The 15,749-nt window shown below is 59.2% G+C and carries 12 protein-coding genes and 2 pseudogenes; 7 read left to right on the top strand and 7 right to left on the bottom strand.

Going from position 1 to position 15,749, the window contains the following annotated elements; translation table 11 throughout:
* The 4 genes and pseudogenes from FHX05_RS27455 to FHX05_RS27470 all read right to left on the bottom strand — a co-directional run.
* Positions 1-150: pseudogene (locus FHX05_RS27455) on the bottom strand (sugar ABC transporter permease); the annotation flags it as partial.
* Between the two features lie 144 nt (positions 151-294).
* Positions 295-1,611 carry a sugar ABC transporter substrate-binding protein gene (locus tag FHX05_RS27460; protein WP_183875833.1) on the bottom strand — a complete coding sequence of 439 codons (1,317 nt, stop codon included), beginning with the start codon at positions 1,609-1,611 and terminating at the stop codon, positions 295-297.
* A gap of 145 nt (positions 1,612-1,756) precedes the next feature.
* Entirely contained in the window at positions 1,757-2,710 is a 954-nt protein-coding gene (locus FHX05_RS27465; protein WP_112602951.1) for a sugar-binding transcriptional regulator, read from the bottom strand.
* A gap of 55 nt (positions 2,711-2,765) precedes the next feature.
* Positions 2,766-3,221, bottom strand: coding sequence for an RbsD/FucU family protein (locus FHX05_RS27470; protein WP_015341211.1), 456 nt, complete (start codon positions 3,219-3,221; stop codon positions 2,766-2,768).
* A 216-nt stretch (positions 3,222-3,437) separates the two neighbouring features.
* On the opposite strand from FHX05_RS27470, the gene FHX05_RS27475 reads away from it, so the two are divergent.
* The 6 genes from FHX05_RS27475 (at position 3,438) to FHX05_RS27500 (ending at position 9,902) form a co-directional block, all read left to right on the top strand.
* Positions 3,438-4,097 (top strand): response regulator transcription factor, encoded by a 660-nt coding sequence (locus FHX05_RS27475; RefSeq protein WP_015341212.1) that lies wholly within the window; start codon positions 3,438-3,440, stop codon positions 4,095-4,097.
* Positions 4,094-5,455: an ATP-binding protein gene (locus FHX05_RS27480; protein ID WP_183875835.1), complete on the top strand. Its 1,362-nt coding sequence runs from the start codon at positions 4,094-4,096 to the stop codon at positions 5,453-5,455. Before FHX05_RS27475 ends, FHX05_RS27480 begins: the two co-directional genes overlap by 4 nt.
* Positions 5,456-5,556: 101 nt before the next feature.
* Positions 5,557-6,483 (top strand): ROK family protein, encoded by a 927-nt coding sequence (locus FHX05_RS27485; RefSeq protein ID WP_183875837.1) that lies wholly within the window; start codon positions 5,557-5,559, stop codon positions 6,481-6,483.
* On the top strand, positions 6,473-7,183 hold the full coding sequence (locus tag FHX05_RS27490; protein ID WP_183875839.1) for a copper homeostasis protein CutC: 711 nt from the start codon (positions 6,473-6,475) through the stop codon (positions 7,181-7,183). Before FHX05_RS27485 ends, FHX05_RS27490 begins: the two co-directional genes overlap by 11 nt.
* A 229-nt stretch (positions 7,184-7,412) precedes the next feature.
* Positions 7,413-8,294, top strand: coding sequence for a DUF6030 family protein (locus FHX05_RS27495; protein WP_183875841.1), 882 nt, complete (start codon positions 7,413-7,415; stop codon positions 8,292-8,294).
* Between the two features lie 162 nt (positions 8,295-8,456).
* The gene (locus FHX05_RS27500) at positions 8,457-9,902 is read left to right on the top strand and encodes an MDR family MFS transporter (protein WP_183875914.1); all 1,446 of its coding nucleotides are present in this window, start codon (positions 8,457-8,459) and stop codon (positions 9,900-9,902) included.
* A gap of 17 nt (positions 9,903-9,919) precedes the next feature.
* On the opposite strand, the gene FHX05_RS27505 is transcribed toward FHX05_RS27500, so the two are convergent.
* From FHX05_RS27505 to FHX05_RS27515, 3 genes are read right to left on the bottom strand one after another with little or no spacing between them, the layout of a single operon-like run.
* The gene (locus FHX05_RS27505; protein WP_112602965.1) at positions 9,920-11,470 is read right to left on the bottom strand and encodes a SpoVR family protein; all 1,551 of its coding nucleotides are present in this window, start codon (positions 11,468-11,470) and stop codon (positions 9,920-9,922) included.
* Entirely contained in the window at positions 11,470-12,741 is a 1,272-nt protein-coding gene (locus FHX05_RS27510; protein WP_112335235.1) for a YeaH/YhbH family protein, read from the bottom strand. The genes FHX05_RS27505 and FHX05_RS27510 overlap by 1 nt, the downstream gene beginning before the upstream one ends.
* Positions 12,742-12,759: 18 nt before the next feature.
* Positions 12,760-14,706, bottom strand: coding sequence for a PrkA family serine protein kinase (locus tag FHX05_RS27515; protein ID WP_112335236.1), 1,947 nt, complete (start codon positions 14,704-14,706; stop codon positions 12,760-12,762).
* 441 nt (positions 14,707-15,147) lie between these two features.
* Between FHX05_RS27515 and FHX05_RS27520 the strand changes: the two are divergent.
* Positions 15,148-15,282, top strand: a pseudogene (locus FHX05_RS27520) (IS3 family transposase); the annotation flags it as partial.
* Between the last annotated feature and the right edge of the window lie 467 nt (positions 15,283-15,749).

Raw genomic sequence — 15,749 nt, forward strand, 5'->3', positions numbered from 1 at the left:
GAAATCATGCGTGCCGGGATTCAGCAGATTGTAGTTCAGCGTCGAGAAATAGATCGTCATCACGAGCGGGACGATCATCCAAGCGAAGAGGAGCAAAACCGAAGGCGCCATCATGACGCGTGCGGTGGAACGGGTGTGCAACGTTGCCATGGCAAGTACCGACCTATCTTTAAAGGAGGGGGTGGCCGCGGACCGGCTGAAACAAAAGGGCCGCCAAGGGCAGTTCGGCGCTCGGCGGCCTAGGGGAAAGCAGTGCTCGAGAGGGTGCGCTGCTTTCCTTAGCTTCGAAGGCCCTTACTTCGGGTAGCCGGCCTTCTTCATTTCGCGTTCCGTCAGCTGCTGGGCAGCCTTCAGAGCCTGGTCGACCGATATCTGGCCGGCGAGAGCAGCCGAGAACTGCTGGCCGACAGCAGTGCCGATGCCCTGGAATTCAGGGATAGCAACGAACTGGACGCCGACATAGGGAACCGGCTTGACGGTCGGATGCGTCGGATCAGCCGAGTTGATCGAGTCGAGCGTCATCTTGGCGAAAGGTGCTGCCTTCTGGTAGTCCGCATTCGCATAAAGCGAGGTGCGGGTGCCGGGAGGTGCATTCAGCCAGCCTTCCTTCTGCGCGACCAGGTTGGTGTATTCCTTGCTGGTTGCCCAGGAGATGAACTTTTCCGCCGCTTCGGTCTTCTTCGAGGAAGCCGGGATGGCGAGGTTCCATGCCCAGAGCCAGTTGCCGCGCTTGCCGAGGCCCTTATCCGGCGCCAGGGCGAAGCCGACCTTGTCGGCGACCTTCGATTCCTTCGGATCGGAAACGAAGGAGGCAGCAACGGTCGCGTCGATCCACATGCCGCACTTGCCGGACTGGAACAGGGCCAGGTTCTCATTGAAGCCGTTGGAAGAAGCGCCCGGAGGGCCGGCATCCTTCATCAGCTTGACGTAGAAGTCGAGCGTGTTCTTCCATTCCGGCTGGTCGAACTGCGCCTTCCACTTCTCATCGAACCAGCGAGCGCCGAAGGAATTCGACATCGCCGTCAGGAACGCCATGTTCTCGCCCCAGCCTGCCTTGCCGCGAAGGCAGATGCCGTAGACTTCATGGTCCTTGTCGGTGACCTTGCGGGCCGCATCGGCAACGAAGTCCCAGGTCGGTGCGTCCGGCATCTTAAGACCGGCCTTTTCGAACAGGTCCTTGCGGTACATCACCATCGAGCTTTCGCCGTAGAACGGTGCTGCATAAAGCTTGCCGCCGGTGGTCAGACCGCTGCGAATGGCCGGGAGAAGGTCATCCACGTCATAGTTCTTGTCGGCGGAAAGCTTGTCGAGCGAGGCAAGCCAGCCGAGCTTGCTCCAGATCGGCACTTCATAGGTGCCGATAGTCAGCACGTCGTACTGGCCTGCCTTGGTAGCGATGTCGGTCGTAACCTTCTGGCGCAATACGTTTTCTTCGAGCGTGACCCATTGAAGGTCGATGCCGGGATTCTTGGCTTTGAAATCGTCCGTAAGCTTCTGCATACGGACCATGTCGCCGTTATTGACCGTCGCAATCGTGAGGGTTTCGGCAGATGCCAGGCCGGCGAACATCAAGGCCGAGCAGGCGCTCAGCAGTAAAGTTTTCAATTTCATATCTTCCTCCCAGAAGATTAAAATGAGCATTCGCTTTGCTCGTGGGCAATTACTCACTTCTTGCGACAAAATGTCAATGCAGATTCGTTGCTGCATTGCCGAGCAAGTAGCCTATCCTTTTGTTTTTATGAGTTAAATTTTTTGCTCACGCCTTGAGCAAAAATTCGGCAACTGCCTCGTCGGTGATCAAACCATTGATCTGCTGACCGACGACGGCCGCCTTGATTGCCTCGAATTTGCGCCGGCCCTTGGCGATTCCGATGACGCTGCAGGTATCGCGCGACGGCAACGGCGCACTGGCGACGCGCTCGTTGACATCATCGGGCATGAGCTTGCCATTGCCATCGAAAACCCATCCGCAGATCTCGCCGGCAGCGCCCCGATCCATCAATGCCAGCATCTCGTCTCTCTCGAGAAAGCCGTCGAGACAGAGCGGCGCCTCGACACCCATCTCGCCGATGCCGACGAAGGTAACGTCGGCCTGCGCGCTGATATCGAGCGTCGAGCGCACCAGTGCCTGCGCATGCAACAGTTCGCGCTCCTCTGCGGAAGACACCAGTACCGGCAGCGGCATGGGAAAATGCCGCGCCTTGACGACATCGGCCATGCTGAAGATGACGTTGTAGTAGGCGGCCGAACCGTCGGGGCCGATATTGCCCGTCAGCGACACAACCCGGTGCTGCAGACATTCGATCGCCGGCAGCTGATCGACCGCAGCCTTCAGCGTGCGCCCCGTGCCGATCGCCAGCACGATCGGTTCGGGCCGCCGCAGCCAGCGCTCGATTTCGGCAGCACCCGCTTCGGCAATGCCGATGGTGGAGGATGTGCTGTCCGGATCGCTCGGCACGATATCGATATGCCGCAGATTGAATTTCTTCTTGAGCTCTGCCGCATATTCCATGCAGACGGCGATCGGATGGTCCAGCCGGACCTTGATCAGCCGCTCGGCGACGGCAAGCGACACCAGCCGCTGGGCCGACTGCCTGGATACTCCCATCGCGACGGCGATTTCGTCCTGCGTGCGGCCGGCAACATAATAGAGCCAACCGGCTCGCGCCGCATCATCAAGCCGTCCCTGGGAATCCAGCTTTCTCGCCATCGCCTTCCTTTATCGAAACAGCGCCCTTGCCGCCATCCGGATCAAGCGTGCCTGATCACTCAGCTTCCGGCGGGATGACGCCCTTGGTCAAGGTAAAACAACCGTAGAAACGGCGCTCGCCGGTCTGAATGACGCAAAAGGCATCCTTGGCACGCTCATAGAAGGCAAAACGCTCGACCGGCGTCAGCGGCCAATGCTTGCCCTCGGCCTTGTCGATCACGGCCTGAACTTCACGCTGCACCTGCGGCACCTCATCCGGCGCACCAACCACTTCCATGCGTGCCGCCGCATCATCGATGAAAGTATCGAGCGGCATTAGCGACAGGATCGCCGCAACCGCTTCGGCAGACGACACGTTGTCGATACGCAGCAGCTCGCCCAGAACGGTCTGGCTTGCCACCGATTCGGCGGGGAAGTTCGTGTCGACGACAGCGAGCATATCGCCATGCCCCATGGATTTGAGTGCGTAGAGCACATCCGCATTCAACAGCGGTGAAATTCCCTTCAGCATGACCGATATCCTCCGATAGCCTCCGGCGACACCCGTGCCGCCTCGTTCTCCGCACAAGTAACCATCGCGTTTCTGTCTGTCCATAGGTACCGGGAACGTTTTCGCTGTGTCAGCGAGCCATGAACTGTGCATCCAGTCATGGCTTATTTCAGCCGTTATTGACCCGATAGGTTCGTCGGCATTAACTGAAGTACGTTCAACGGTTGAGAGGTGCAGGTGCGCATTCTTGTGGTGGAGGACGACGACACGATCGGCGGTGCGGTTCGCGACCATATCGCGGCAGGGCCTCACGCTGTGGATTGGGTCAAGAACCTTGCCGATGCGGAAGAGGTCACCAGCGCCGTGCAATACGGCCTCGTCCTGCTGGATCTGCAACTTCCGGACGGCAGCGGCATCGATTTCTTGAAGCGGCTGCGCCGCAGGCCGGATGAAACCCCCGTCATCATCCTGACGGCACGCGACCAGATTTCCGACCGGATAGAGGGCCTGAACAGCGGTGCCGACGATTATCTCGTCAAGCCGTTCAATCTCGGCGAACTCACGGCCCGCATCCTGGCGGTTGCCCGACGGTATGCGGGCAGCCCGCAGCCGACCCTGCGCTTCGACGACCTGGAAATCGATCAACCGCAGCGCCGCGTCAAGCTGGCAGGCAAGGATGTCATCCTGACCGGCCGGGAATGGGCCGTGCTCGACCTGCTGATCACGCGGCCGGGCGCCATCGTCTCCAAGGACAAGATAGAGGAAGCGCTCTATGCCTTTGGCTCCGAGATCGAGAGCAACACGGTGGAAGTCTATGTCAGCCGCCTGCGCAAGAAGATCGGCAAGGATCGCATAAAGACGGCCCGCGGTGTCGGCTATTGCCTGGGCGAACGATGAGTGAGGCCAAAACCGCGAGCCGCGCCAGCATCACCCGGCGTCTGATCACTGCGCTGACCGGCACGGTCGTCATCTTCTGGCTGATCGCGGTCGGCATTGGCGTTTATGTCGTCAACAAGGAACTCTCGGAAACCTTCGACGGCGCATTGCAGGAAACCGCCGAGCGTCTACTGCCGCTGGTGCTCGACGATCTCGCCAACCGCGACCATTCCGGCGATCCCCAGAGCCTGGAAGCGCTCAACAAGGGGCTGAACCGCGAATATCTGACCTACCAAGTGCTCGATGGGAACGGCAAGGTCATCCTGCATTCCCACGATGCGCCTCCAACCGCCTATGAGGTGCCGCTGGCAATCGGCTTCCACAATACATCACGATACCGGATCTATACCGAATCCTCGGCTGATGGGACGATCTTCCTGCATGTCGCCGATGCCTTCAAGAATCGCCGCGAGGCATTGCGCGAGAGCGGCGTCGCGCTGCTCTGGCCGCTGCTGGCGCTCATTCCGGCGAGCATCATCGCCATCGGCATCATCGTTGGCCGATCGCTGCGGCCGATCGACCGCCTGCGCTCCGAGATCGCCACCAAAGACGGCGGCAACATGGCGCCGCTCGAGAGCGAAACGCTGCCGCTCGAACTGCAGCCGATCGCCCGCTCCGTCAATCTGCTGCTCGAACGCCTGCGGCTCGCCCTTGAAGCGGAGCGGGAATTCACCGCCAACAGCGCCCATGAACTGCGCACTCCGATTGCGGGAGCGCTTGCCCAGACGCAGCGGCTGATCGCCGAACTGCCGCAAGGGCAACTGGCGGAACGCGCCGGCCGCATCGAAACATCTCTCTCCAATCTCAGCCGGTTGGCGGAAAAGCTGCTGCAGCTTTCTCGTGCTCAGGCCGGTATCGGCACCGGCGACAAACCGGCCGATCTTACGGCCGTCATCGAAACGGTCATCGGCGATTACAACCGCGATACCGGCACGGCGGGCCGCGTCCTGTTGGAAAACGAGACTTCCGGGAAACTGATCCGCAATGTCGATATCGATGCCTTTGCGATCGTCATGCGCAATCTGATCGAAAACGCTTTGATCCACGGTCCGGCCGATGACGAGGTCACCGTGAGCGTTGACGATCGTACCGTCCGCGTCGTCAATGGCGGCGCCGTGCTGTCCGCCCATGAGCTTGCCGGCCTAAAGAAGCGTTTCTGGCGCGGCAAGACGAAAGCGGCGGGCTCAGGCTTGGGATTGTCGATCGTCGAGCGCATCGTTGGCCAGATCGGCGGTCATCTCGATCTGCTCTCGCCGGCGGCCGGCAGGACCGATGGCTTCGAAGCAAGAATCACCTTGCCGCTTCCGACAACGGATTGACGACTGCCCACGCGGGAAGGATTGGCCCGCACCGGATTGATCTTGCAAAGACCGGCAAAGGGTGCGAGCAAGTGCGCCATGTTTCCAGCGGGTCGGCATTCATGATCGTTTCCTTCGACATCGGCGGCAGCGCCATCAAAGGCGGCATCGCCCGCTCCATGACGGATATCGTTCCGCTGGCACGGCGCCCGACGCCCAGGCATGACTTCGTCGAATTCGTTGCCGCCCTGCACGACGTGATCGCGGAGGCGCAAGACAAGCCGGATTGCCTCTCCTTCTCGATCGCCGGCGTCGTCGATCCCGATACGCAGGCACTCACCTGCGCCAATATTCCCTGCATTCACGGCCGACACCTTGCCGCTGACCTCGAAGCGGAACTCGGCTATCCCGTGCTGATTGCCAACGATGCCGATTGCTTCGCCATGGCCGAAGCCATGTCGGGCGCAGGCCGTGGCCATCGCATCGTGTTCGGCGCCATTCTTGGCACCGGCGTCGGTGGTGGCCTTGTCGCTGATGGCCGGCTGGTCAATGCAGCCGGCGGCTTTGCCGGGGAATGGGGCCACGGCCCGATCATCGCCTCCCTTGCCGGCAATCCGCCGGTTGCCATTCCCGCCTATCCCTGCGGCTGCGGCCAGAGGGGCTGCGTCGACACGGTCGGCGGCGCCCGCGGCATCGAACGCCTGCACAAGACGCTTCACGGACTGGAACTTTCCAGCGAAGAGATCATCGGCGACTGGCTGAAGGGCGAAAGCCGCGCGGAACGCACGATCGACGTAATGGTCGATCTGGTCGCCTCGCCGCTGGCGCTGACCATCAACATAACCGGCGCGACCATCGTACCCGTCGGCGGCGGCCTTTCCAACGTCGAACCGCTCCTGGTACGACTGGACGAGGCAGTACGTGCCCGCATCCTGCGCAAGTTCGGCCGGCCTCTCGTCGTGCCGAGCGAGTGCAAGCTGGAACCTGGTCTCATCGGTGCCGCTCTGCTGGGCCTGCAATATGCCGAAGAGCGCATCCATGCTGCTTGAGGTCTGCGTCGAAGATATTGCCGGCCTCAAGGCCGCTGTCGAGGGCGGCGGCGATCGCATCGAGCTTTGCAGCGCGCTTCCTCTTGGTGGGCTGACGCCGAGTGCCGGGCTGATGGCCGCAGCGGCGAGGATGCCCGTCCCGGCATACGCCATTATCCGTCCGCGCGCCGGCAGCTTCGTCTACTCGGCGGATGAACTTGACATCATGAAGCGCGACATCGATGCGGCGCGGACCGTCGGTCTGGCAGGCGTCGTGCTCGGTGCCTCCCTGCCCGATGGGCGACTTGATGTTGACACGCTCTCGGCTCTCACCGCCTATGCGGAAGGCCTCGGCAAGACGCTGCACCGCGCCTTCGATCTGGTGCCCGACGTCGAGGAAGCCGTCGATGTCGCTATCTCCCTCGGCTTCGAACGCATCCTGACATCCGGCGGCGCAAAGACCGCGGCGGAAGGGCTCGCCGTGCTCGAACAGGCGATTGCAGCCGCCGCTGGTCGCATCTCCGTCATGCCTGGCTCCGGCGTGACGCTTGCGACGGTCGGCCAGTTATGGCCGCACCTGCAGATCAGCGAGATCCATGCCTCCTGCTCGGCACCCGTCTCCGAGACGGATGAGCGAGCCATCACCCTTGGCTTCTCGGCGCCATCGGCCCGCCGCACGGATGCCGCCACCGTCAAGGCACTCAAGGCATATTTCGCGTAGAACAGACTACACAGGGACGTGCTGCGGTTCTGCGACAAGAACATGCAAAAAGCCAGAAAAACCGGCTGCCCAAGATCGCGGTCTGCTTTGAGCAACATCATGAATTGACAAAGAAACATTAGAATGATCAATCGTTCATAAACGCATATGCTGTAGCCATGAACATGGCTGCGCAACATACAGTTATTGCAGCAAGTAAGTTTCCTCGGGAGTAGCTGTGATCTGAACCATGTCGGTGGCGCCACCTCGCAAGAAAAGCAGAGCTGTCTTTTGGATTGCCGCCGTTGTCATCGGTTCGATCATCCTCGCAACCGCGCTCCTGGCTAACGATATGCGCAATCTGCGAGCGCTGGATGATCGTTATCATCTCAATCTTTTTCCGAAACCGGAACAACACGCAGCAGCGCCGACTACGCCCGTGCAGGAACCGCAGCCATCTCATGCAGCCACGCCTCCGGCAGCGGCGCCAAAGACATCAGCCCCGGCATCAAGCAGCGTCCGCGTCAAGCCGGCGACCGTCACCGCCAAGCCATTCGTCAAGAAAAGATCCCATCTACTGGACGAGCCTATCGACGCGCTGCTGAGTGCCTTCGTGCGAAGCTGGCGGATATCGGGCCAGACGCTTTGCGCTGATCTCCAGAAATTCGGCCTATCCGTGGGCGAATGGCGGCAAAGCGAGCTGGGGACCGGCACTTCGGAGTGCAGCTATGCCGTTCAGAAGGGCGCCTATGGCGATCCCAAGGCGGCTTCCTTCTTCATCATCGCCAGGGGCAAACCATCAGGTGAAATCGATGCCATCCGCATCAAGGTCATCATGCCGGACAATGACGACGGAAAGGCCGTTGCCGGCACTTTTGTCGATACTGTCGTCCTATTGCTGAACGAGACCCATTGGTTGGACTTTCAGGCCGCGCTCGAGACAATCGGCAAGCTGCAGGACGTGACGCTGCAAGCCTTCGGCGCCAAGCTTGCCTTCTTCAAGGAATTCCAGAGCAACAACAATTTCAATCTGCAGCTGGAATTGCGCAGAACCTCGCCGGAGCAGCTCCGAACCGCGATCGTCTTCGACAAGGCACGCTGGACATTGCCCTCTCCCCCATCGACCAACTGATCAAATGGATTTCCGGGAATTCAAGAGGCCGTGTTCCTGTTGCACCGCGCCCGGGATGATGCTCATATAGGCAACGATTCCGATGGCCGGTGGATCACCGGATCCATGCAAATCGTCAAACGCGCCGGTCCCCAGCTGGGCGTTGGAAAGCCGTTACATTCCATGGATTCGATAGATCCCAATCCGCAGGGTCAGACTTTTGCGGTCGAACGCAATCCTCGCCTGCGCTACATCATCCCCGCCGTGGTCGCCGTCGCCTTCCTGATGGAGCAGCTGGATTCGACCATTCTGATTACCGCCGTTCCCGATATCGCCAAGAGCCTCGATACGACGCCGCTTCGCATGAATCTGGCCGTCACGACCTATATTCTAACGCTTGCCATGTTCATTCCGGTGAGCGGCTGGTTTGCGGATCGCTTCGGCGCCCGGCGCATCTTCACGCTTTCCCTTTTCATCTTCACGATTGGCTCGATCCTCTGCGGGCTGGCGACCAGCCTGCCGATGCTCATCGCCACGCGCGCGTTGCAGGGCTTTGGCGGCGCGATGATGACGCCGGTCGGGCGCCTCATCCTCATCCGCAGCTTCCCGCGCAGCCAACTCGTGACCGCCATGACCTACATGACCCTGCCAGCCGTCATGGGACCTGTCATCGGCCCGGTACTTGGCGGCTTCCTGACGACCTATCTGTCCTGGCGCTGGATTTTCTGGGTAAACCTGCCCTTCGGGCTGATCGGCATGGCCATGGCGCTGCGCTATGTCGAGGATACCGAACGCGACGCGACGATCAAATTCGATTTTCCCGGCTTCGTCATGGTCGGCCTCGGCTGCGTGCTGCTGCAATACGGCATCGAAAATATCGGCCGGCCGACGATCCCCGGCTGGGCTATTGTCCTCACGCTTGCTGCAGCGGGTCTGCTGCTCGTCGGTTTCATCCGCTACGCAAAAACGGCGGCGTCGCCAGCCGTGGATCTCACCCTCTTCAAGCTGCGCACCTTCCGCATCGGTACCCTTGCCGGCGGCATCTGTCGTGTCGGGCTTAATGGCGTGCCCTTCCTGCTACCGCTGATGCTGCAGGTCGGCTTCGGCTTGAGCCCGATCGTCTCGGGCACGCTGACTTTCGTCAGCGCCCTGAGCGCGCTTGTCGTGCGGCCGGTCTCGGCAAAACTGCTGAAGCTCTATGGCTTCGATCGCATGCTCACCTGGAGCGCCGTATTCGGTGCCGCCGTCGTCGCCGGCTTCGCATTGATCACGCCCGACACGCCGCACTGGTTCATCATCGTCTATGTTTTCATCTTCGGGCTGGCGCGGGCCGGTCAATTCATGACGTCCAACACGCTGTCCTATTCCGATACCCCGGCGGCACAGCTCAGCCGCGCCACCAGCTTGGGCGGCGTGCTGCAGCAATTGAGCGTCAGCTTCGGCGTCTCCGTCGCCGCCATGCTACTGGGGCTGGTGACCTTGGATGGATCGCCGCTGACGCCGGAAAAATTCCACATTGCATTTTTGCTAATGGCGGTCATCCCGCTGCTCGGCATACCCGGCTTTCTGAAGTTGCAGCCTGAGGATGGCATGCAGGTGAGCGGCCACCACCGGCTGCCGAAGACATAAAACGGGGATAGAGGTGTTTACGCCGCCAGCGCCGAAGACCGTGGATGCACAAGATGATCGCGCAGCACCGCGCCCGAGCGATCGACCTCTTGCATCAGCACGTCGTAGCTCCAGAGATCGGCCAGATGCTGCAGCACGCGCTTGGCATCCATGTCGTCGAGCATCGCGCCGTTCAGCACCGTATGCTTGACCAGCAGCCGCCTATCGCCGGCAAGATCCACATCGACGATCTCGATATGCGGATCGATCCAGCCGACATCATATTGCCGTGACAACTCGCGGCGGATACGCCGGTAGCCGCGCTCATCATGAATGGCTGCAACCCTCAGCCCCTCTTCCTCCTCGGGATCATCCGTCAGCTGGAACATGCGCATCTTGCGCATCAGGTGCGGGCTGAGGAACTGCGCAACGAAACTCTCGTCGCGATAATTGGCCCAGAGATCGCGCAACACTGCCATGGCATCGCCGGTGCCGGCGATTTCCGGGAACCATTGGCGATCCTCTTCCTCCGGCTTCGTTACGATGCGCTCGATATCCTGCATCATGGCAAAACCGATCGCGTACGGGTTGAGGCCGGAATAACGGGGATCGTTGAAGGTCGGCTGGAAAACCACGTTGGTATGCGATTTCAGGAATTCTAGAAAATCGCCGTCGCCAATGCCGCCAAGCTCGTGCAGCCGCGTCATGATGCGATAGTGCACATAGGTCGCCGTGCCCTCGTTCATCACCTTGGTCTGGCTCTGCGGATAGAAATATTGCGCGACATGCCGCACGATGCGGATGATCTCGCGCTGCCAGGGTTTCAGCCGCGGCGCCATCTTTTCCAGGAAATAGAGAATGTTCTCCTGCGGCAGACCGGCCAGCGCACGCCGGCGCTCCAGATCGAGATCATGGGTCTTCTTGCCAGACCCGGCCGGAACCGTGCGCCAGAGATCGTTGAAGATCTTCTCGTCATATTCGCGCCGCTCGCGCTCGCGCTTCTCCTCGTCGCGCAGGTCCGGCGTCTTCTTGCCCGCATAGCGATGCACGCCATGCGACATCAGCGCATGCGCGGCATCCAGCGTGCGCTCGACCGCGGCGTGACCGTAGCGCTCCTCGCAGCGCGCGATATAGCTCTTGGCGAAGTTGAGATAATCGAGAATGCCTTCGGCATCGGTCCAGAGCTTGAAGAGATAATTGTTCTTGAAGAAATGATTATGACCGAAGGCGGCATGCGCGATGACGAGCGCCTGCATCGTCGCCGTGTTCTCCTCCATCAGATAGGAGATGCAGGGCGAGCTGTTGATGACAATCTCATAGGCAAGGCCGCGCAGGCCCTTGCGGTAGAAGGCCTCGTGATGGGCGAAATGCTTGCCGAAGGACCAGTGCTTGTAGAACAGCGGCATGCCGATCGAGGAATAGACGTCAAGCATCTGCTCGGCAGTGATGATCTCGATCTGATTGGGGTAAACATCGAGACCGAGTTCGCCGACGGCGATCTTCTCACAGGCATCGTGAATTCGCTGGATGGTGGCGAAATCCCAGTCCGCACCTTCGAAAAGCCGCTCCATCGATGCCTTCTTTGCCATTATCCGCTCCTTGTTTCCGCCGTCCGGCGCTGGAAGAGATCGTGGAAGACCGGATAGATCTGGCTGCGATCGCTGACACGCCGCATGGAAAGCACCGGCCATCCCGCCTGCAGCCGTTCGTAGAGCGACCAGATCGCCGAGCCGGACGAGATTGCGACGCTGCGCGATTCCCCCACTTCGAGATAGGCGAAATATTGGCAGACGGGCAGGATCTCGCTCGTCATCAGCGCTGCCGTCGTCGCATTGTCTGAATAGGCGTTGTCGCCGTCCGACGCCTGGGCGGCGTAGATGTTCCAGTCGGACGCCGGGAAGCGGTCACGCACGATCCGCCGCATCGCCTCGAGCGCGCTCGAAACCTGGGTGCCACCGGTTGCAGGGCTGCGGAAGAAGGTCTCCTCGTCCACCTCCTCGGCGACGTCAGTGTGGCGGATGAAGACGATCTCCACACGACGATACTGCCGGGTCAGGAAAATATAGAGGAGCATGTAGAAGCGCTTGGCGAGATCCTTCATATGCTCGGTCATCGAACCGGAGACGTCCATCAGACAGAACATAACGGCCTGTGCCACCGGTTTCGGCTCGTTCTCGAAACGACGATAGCGAATGTCGATCGGATCGATATAGGGAATGCGCCGGACCTTCGATTCCAGCCTCTTGATCTCTTCTTCGAGCTGTGCGCGGCGCTTCTCGTCCGTGCACTCCTCGGCCTCCTCGATGAGCTTCTCGACCGTTTCCGGCTTCGGGCGATGCAGCGCGACGCGGCGCATCATCGCAAGCCGCATCGTGCGGTTGATGGCGAGATTGGCGGGAGATCCCGTCACCGAATAGCCTGAGCGCACCGGGTTGATCTGATCCGCCGACATCAACCGCCGCTTGGCAAGATCGGGCAATTCGAGATCATCGAGGAAGAGATCGAGGAACTCATCCCGCGTCAGGATGAAGCGGAAGGCATCCTCCCCGGAGCCGTCACCACCGGCGCGACCTTTGCCGCCGCCACCTTCTGGCCGCGGCAGAACATCACCTTCGATGAAGTCTTTATTACCGGGAAGAATATGTTCCTTCAGACCCTCTGGGCCACGATGGAACCGAGGTTCCTCGGTTCCATCCAGGGGAATGCTGACTTCGCCACCCTTCAGAATGTCCTGAATGTCGCGATTTTGAGAGGATTCATAGACCGCTCTCTGCACCAGCGCTTTTGCTCTTCGCAAAAATCGTTGACGATTTTCCAGACTTTTTCCGCCTGGGTTCAGGCGTCTGTCAACAATGTGCATTCCTTCTTCCTTGGTGGCTCATCCCGCCTGTTTCACACGCATGTACCATTCCACAAGGCGCCGGACCTGCCGTTCGGTGTAACCCCGCGCGACCATCCGCTCGACGAATTCGCCATGTTTCTTCTCCGTCTCGCCATCCTTCTTGGAACCGAACGAGATGACGGGCAGAAGGTCCTCGACCTGGGAGAACATCCGCTTTTCGATGACTTCACGGATCTTCTCGTAGCTGGTCCAGGACGGGTTCTTGCCGCCGTGGCTCGCTCGCGCCCGCAGGCAGAACTTGACGACCTCGTTGCGGAAATCCTTCGGATTGGCGATGCCGGCCGGCTTCTCGATTTTGGTGAGCTCCTGGTTGAGAAGCTCGCGGTCCAGAAGCTGGCCTGTATCGGGATCCTTGAAGTCCACATCCTCGATCCAGGCGTCGGCATAGTCGACGTAGCGATCAAAGAGGTTCTGTCCGTAATCCGAATAGGATTCCAGATAGGCCTTCTGGATCTCGTTGCCGATGAACTCCGCGTAGCGTGGTCCGAGTTCGCTCTTGATAAACTCGATATAGAGCTTCTCGGTTTCAAGCGGCAGCTGTTCGCGGCGGATTGCCTGCTCCAGCATGTACATCAGATGCACCGGATCGGCACCGACTTCTGTCGTATCGTAATTGAAGGTCGCCGCCAGCACTTTGAAGGCAAAACGGGTAGAGGCCCCATCCATACCTTCATCGACACCGGCCGTATCGCGATATTCCTGCACGCTGCGCGCTCTCGGATCGGTCTCCTTCAGGCTCTCGCCGTCATAAACCCGAAGCTTGGAGAAGGCGGTCGAATTCTCGTGCTTGGAAAGCCGCGTCAGAACCGTGAAGCGGGCGAGAGTTTCCAGGGTCGACGGCGCGCAGGGCGCGTCGCTGAGCTCGGATTCCTCGATCAGCTTCTCGTAGATCTTCTGCTCTTCGGTGACCCTGAGGCAATAAGGCACTTTCACCACGCAGATACGGTCGATGAATGCCTCATTGTTCTTGTTGGCCTTGAATGTCTGCCATTCCGACTCGTTTGAGTGCGCCAGGATAATGCCGGAGAAGGGTATCGCACCGATATTTTCCGTACCGATGTAATTGCCTTCCTGCGTCGCCGTCAGCAACGGGTGCAGCATCTTGATGGGCGCCTTGAACATTTCGACGAACTCGAGAATGCCCTGGTTGGCACGGTTCAATGCGCCGGAGTAGCTATAGGCATCCGGATCATTCTGCGCGAGACTTTCGAGCTTGCGGATATCCACCTTGCCGACCAGCGAGGAAATGTCCTGGTTGTTCTCATCGCCCGGTTCCGTCTTGGCGACGGCAATTTGCCGCAGCCTTGAGGGCTGTATCCTGACGACGCGGAAGCGGGAAATATCGCCTTCGAACTCTTCCAGCCGCTTGAGGCACCAGGGGCTCATAAGCCCGGTCAGACGCCGACGTGGAATGCCGTAGCGCTCCTCGATCATCGGCCCCATGGTGACGGGATCGAACAGGCTGAGCGGGCTTTCGAAGACCGGGCTCAGCTCGTTTCCGGCCTTCAGCACATAGATGGGATGAACTTCCATCAAGGATTTCAGCCGCTCGGCAAGCGATGACTTGCCGCCGCCGACAGGCCCGAGCAGATAGAGGATCTGCTTGCGCTCCTCCAGCCCCTGGGCCGCATGTCGGAAGAAGGCGACGATGCGTTCGATCGTCTCTTCCATGCCGAAAAAGCCCGAAAAAGCCGGATAAGTCCGGATGGTCCGGTTCATGAAAATACGCCCAAGCCTTGTATCCTTGGCCGTATCGATCAGCAGTGGTTCGCCCATGGCTGCCAGTAGCCGCTCTGCCGCATTTGCGTACATGAGCGGGTCATCCCGGCAGGCTTCCAGGTATTCTGAGAATGACATCTCGACTTCGCGCCGTGCTTCAAAAGTACGGGCGAACGTGTTGAACAGAACATCGTTGTTTAACATGGCGCCTCGGTAGCTTGCTATTGCAATTAACGCCGGCTTTTACGAGATCACTTTATCCCGCCATATCTAAAGTGCGGTATGACTCGCTTCGAATCAATAGGTGATCTGTCAATAATTCGTACGCTTGATTCCGAATGTCATCAATATCTTGATGGGATCATGCACCGAATTAATGAAACACAACCATAAGATGGTTGCGATCAAAACACCGCACGCAAAAATCTTCACTTCAATGACCAAGCATGCACGGCGGGCACTCATCCGAAAACGCGATCTGAACGAAGAATTGGTCGAAGCCAGCGTCGCGCTTCATTGTCCGCATGATTTGGGAGAAAAGATGGTGCCCAGCGCCGGAATCGAACCATTCTACCATTCCTAGACATTCTAGCATGTCATGTCGCAATTGTATCGATATCGCAGCCGCGCAGCTCCGACGCAGGCAGGGTCTACCGATCACGCAATGAAGCACGTCGGGACATGTTCGATTACATCGAGATGTTCCACAAGCCGAAACGCAAACACGTCAGGAACGGGATGCTATCGCCTGTCGCGTTCGAGAAGCAGCAGAAAATCTGACCCGAGATCTCTACGAAACTCGGGCTATTCAATCTCTCCCAATGACAGAGCCAAAACAGTAAGTTACCGCTAAAATTAACAATCAAAAATATTATGAAAATTTTCTAAAAAATGTGATAGTATGCCCAAATCCTAGAAAATAATTATAACAAGGAGCCAAAATGCAAAACGTTCTTATTGCCAACACAGTACGACGCTCGATGCGCATGCTGATAGAGACCTCTGTCTTGATCGCTGGTGTGGCGGCTATTCTCAGCCTCAGCCTTCCGTCAGTTCATCTTTGGTTGTGATCATGTCAAAACGTTCAAAGCGGTTCCAATGCCCCATCAGAGAGAAAACCGACACGGTCTTCCGTCCCATTACAACGGGTGACGTTGCCGCCCGGATCGAGAAGGCTGCAATGCTTAAGGCCCTACGGATCGAGCGCGATCGGCCAACGCGTCCTCAAACTGTACTTTAGCCGCCCC

The organism is Rhizobium sp. BK491 (genome assembly GCF_014194925.1).
GTDB lineage: Bacteria > Pseudomonadota > Alphaproteobacteria > Rhizobiales > Rhizobiaceae > Rhizobium.

Bases quoted from the DNA above. Each gene is read 5' to 3' on its own strand.
- FHX05_RS27460 (WP_183875833.1), bottom strand. From the start codon at position 1,611: ATGAAATTGAAAACTTTACTGCTGAGCGCCTGCTCGGCCTTGATGTTC.
- FHX05_RS27465 (WP_112602951.1), bottom strand. From the start codon at position 2,710: ATGGCGAGAAAGCTGGATTCCCAGGGACGGCTTGATGATGCGGCGCGA.
- FHX05_RS27470 (WP_015341211.1), bottom strand. From the start codon at position 3,221: ATGCTGAAGGGAATTTCACCGCTGTTGAATGCGGATGTGCTCTACGCA.
- FHX05_RS27480 (WP_183875835.1), top strand. From the start codon at position 4,094: ATGAGTGAGGCCAAAACCGCGAGCCGCGCCAGCATCACCCGGCGTCTG.
- FHX05_RS27485 (WP_183875837.1), top strand. From the start codon at position 5,557: ATGATCGTTTCCTTCGACATCGGCGGCAGCGCCATCAAAGGCGGCATC.
- FHX05_RS27490 (WP_183875839.1), top strand. From the start codon at position 6,473: ATGCTGCTTGAGGTCTGCGTCGAAGATATTGCCGGCCTCAAGGCCGCT.
- FHX05_RS27495 (WP_183875841.1), top strand. From the start codon at position 7,413: ATGTCGGTGGCGCCACCTCGCAAGAAAAGCAGAGCTGTCTTTTGGATT.
- FHX05_RS27500 (WP_183875914.1), top strand. From the start codon at position 8,457: ATGGATTCGATAGATCCCAATCCGCAGGGTCAGACTTTTGCGGTCGAA.
- FHX05_RS27505 (WP_112602965.1), bottom strand. From the start codon at position 11,470: ATGGCAAAGAAGGCATCGATGGAGCGGCTTTTCGAAGGTGCGGACTGG.
- FHX05_RS27510 (WP_112335235.1), bottom strand. From the start codon at position 12,741: ATGCACATTGTTGACAGACGCCTGAACCCAGGCGGAAAAAGTCTGGAA.
- FHX05_RS27515 (WP_112335236.1), bottom strand. From the start codon at position 14,706: ATGTTAAACAACGATGTTCTGTTCAACACGTTCGCCCGTACTTTTGAA.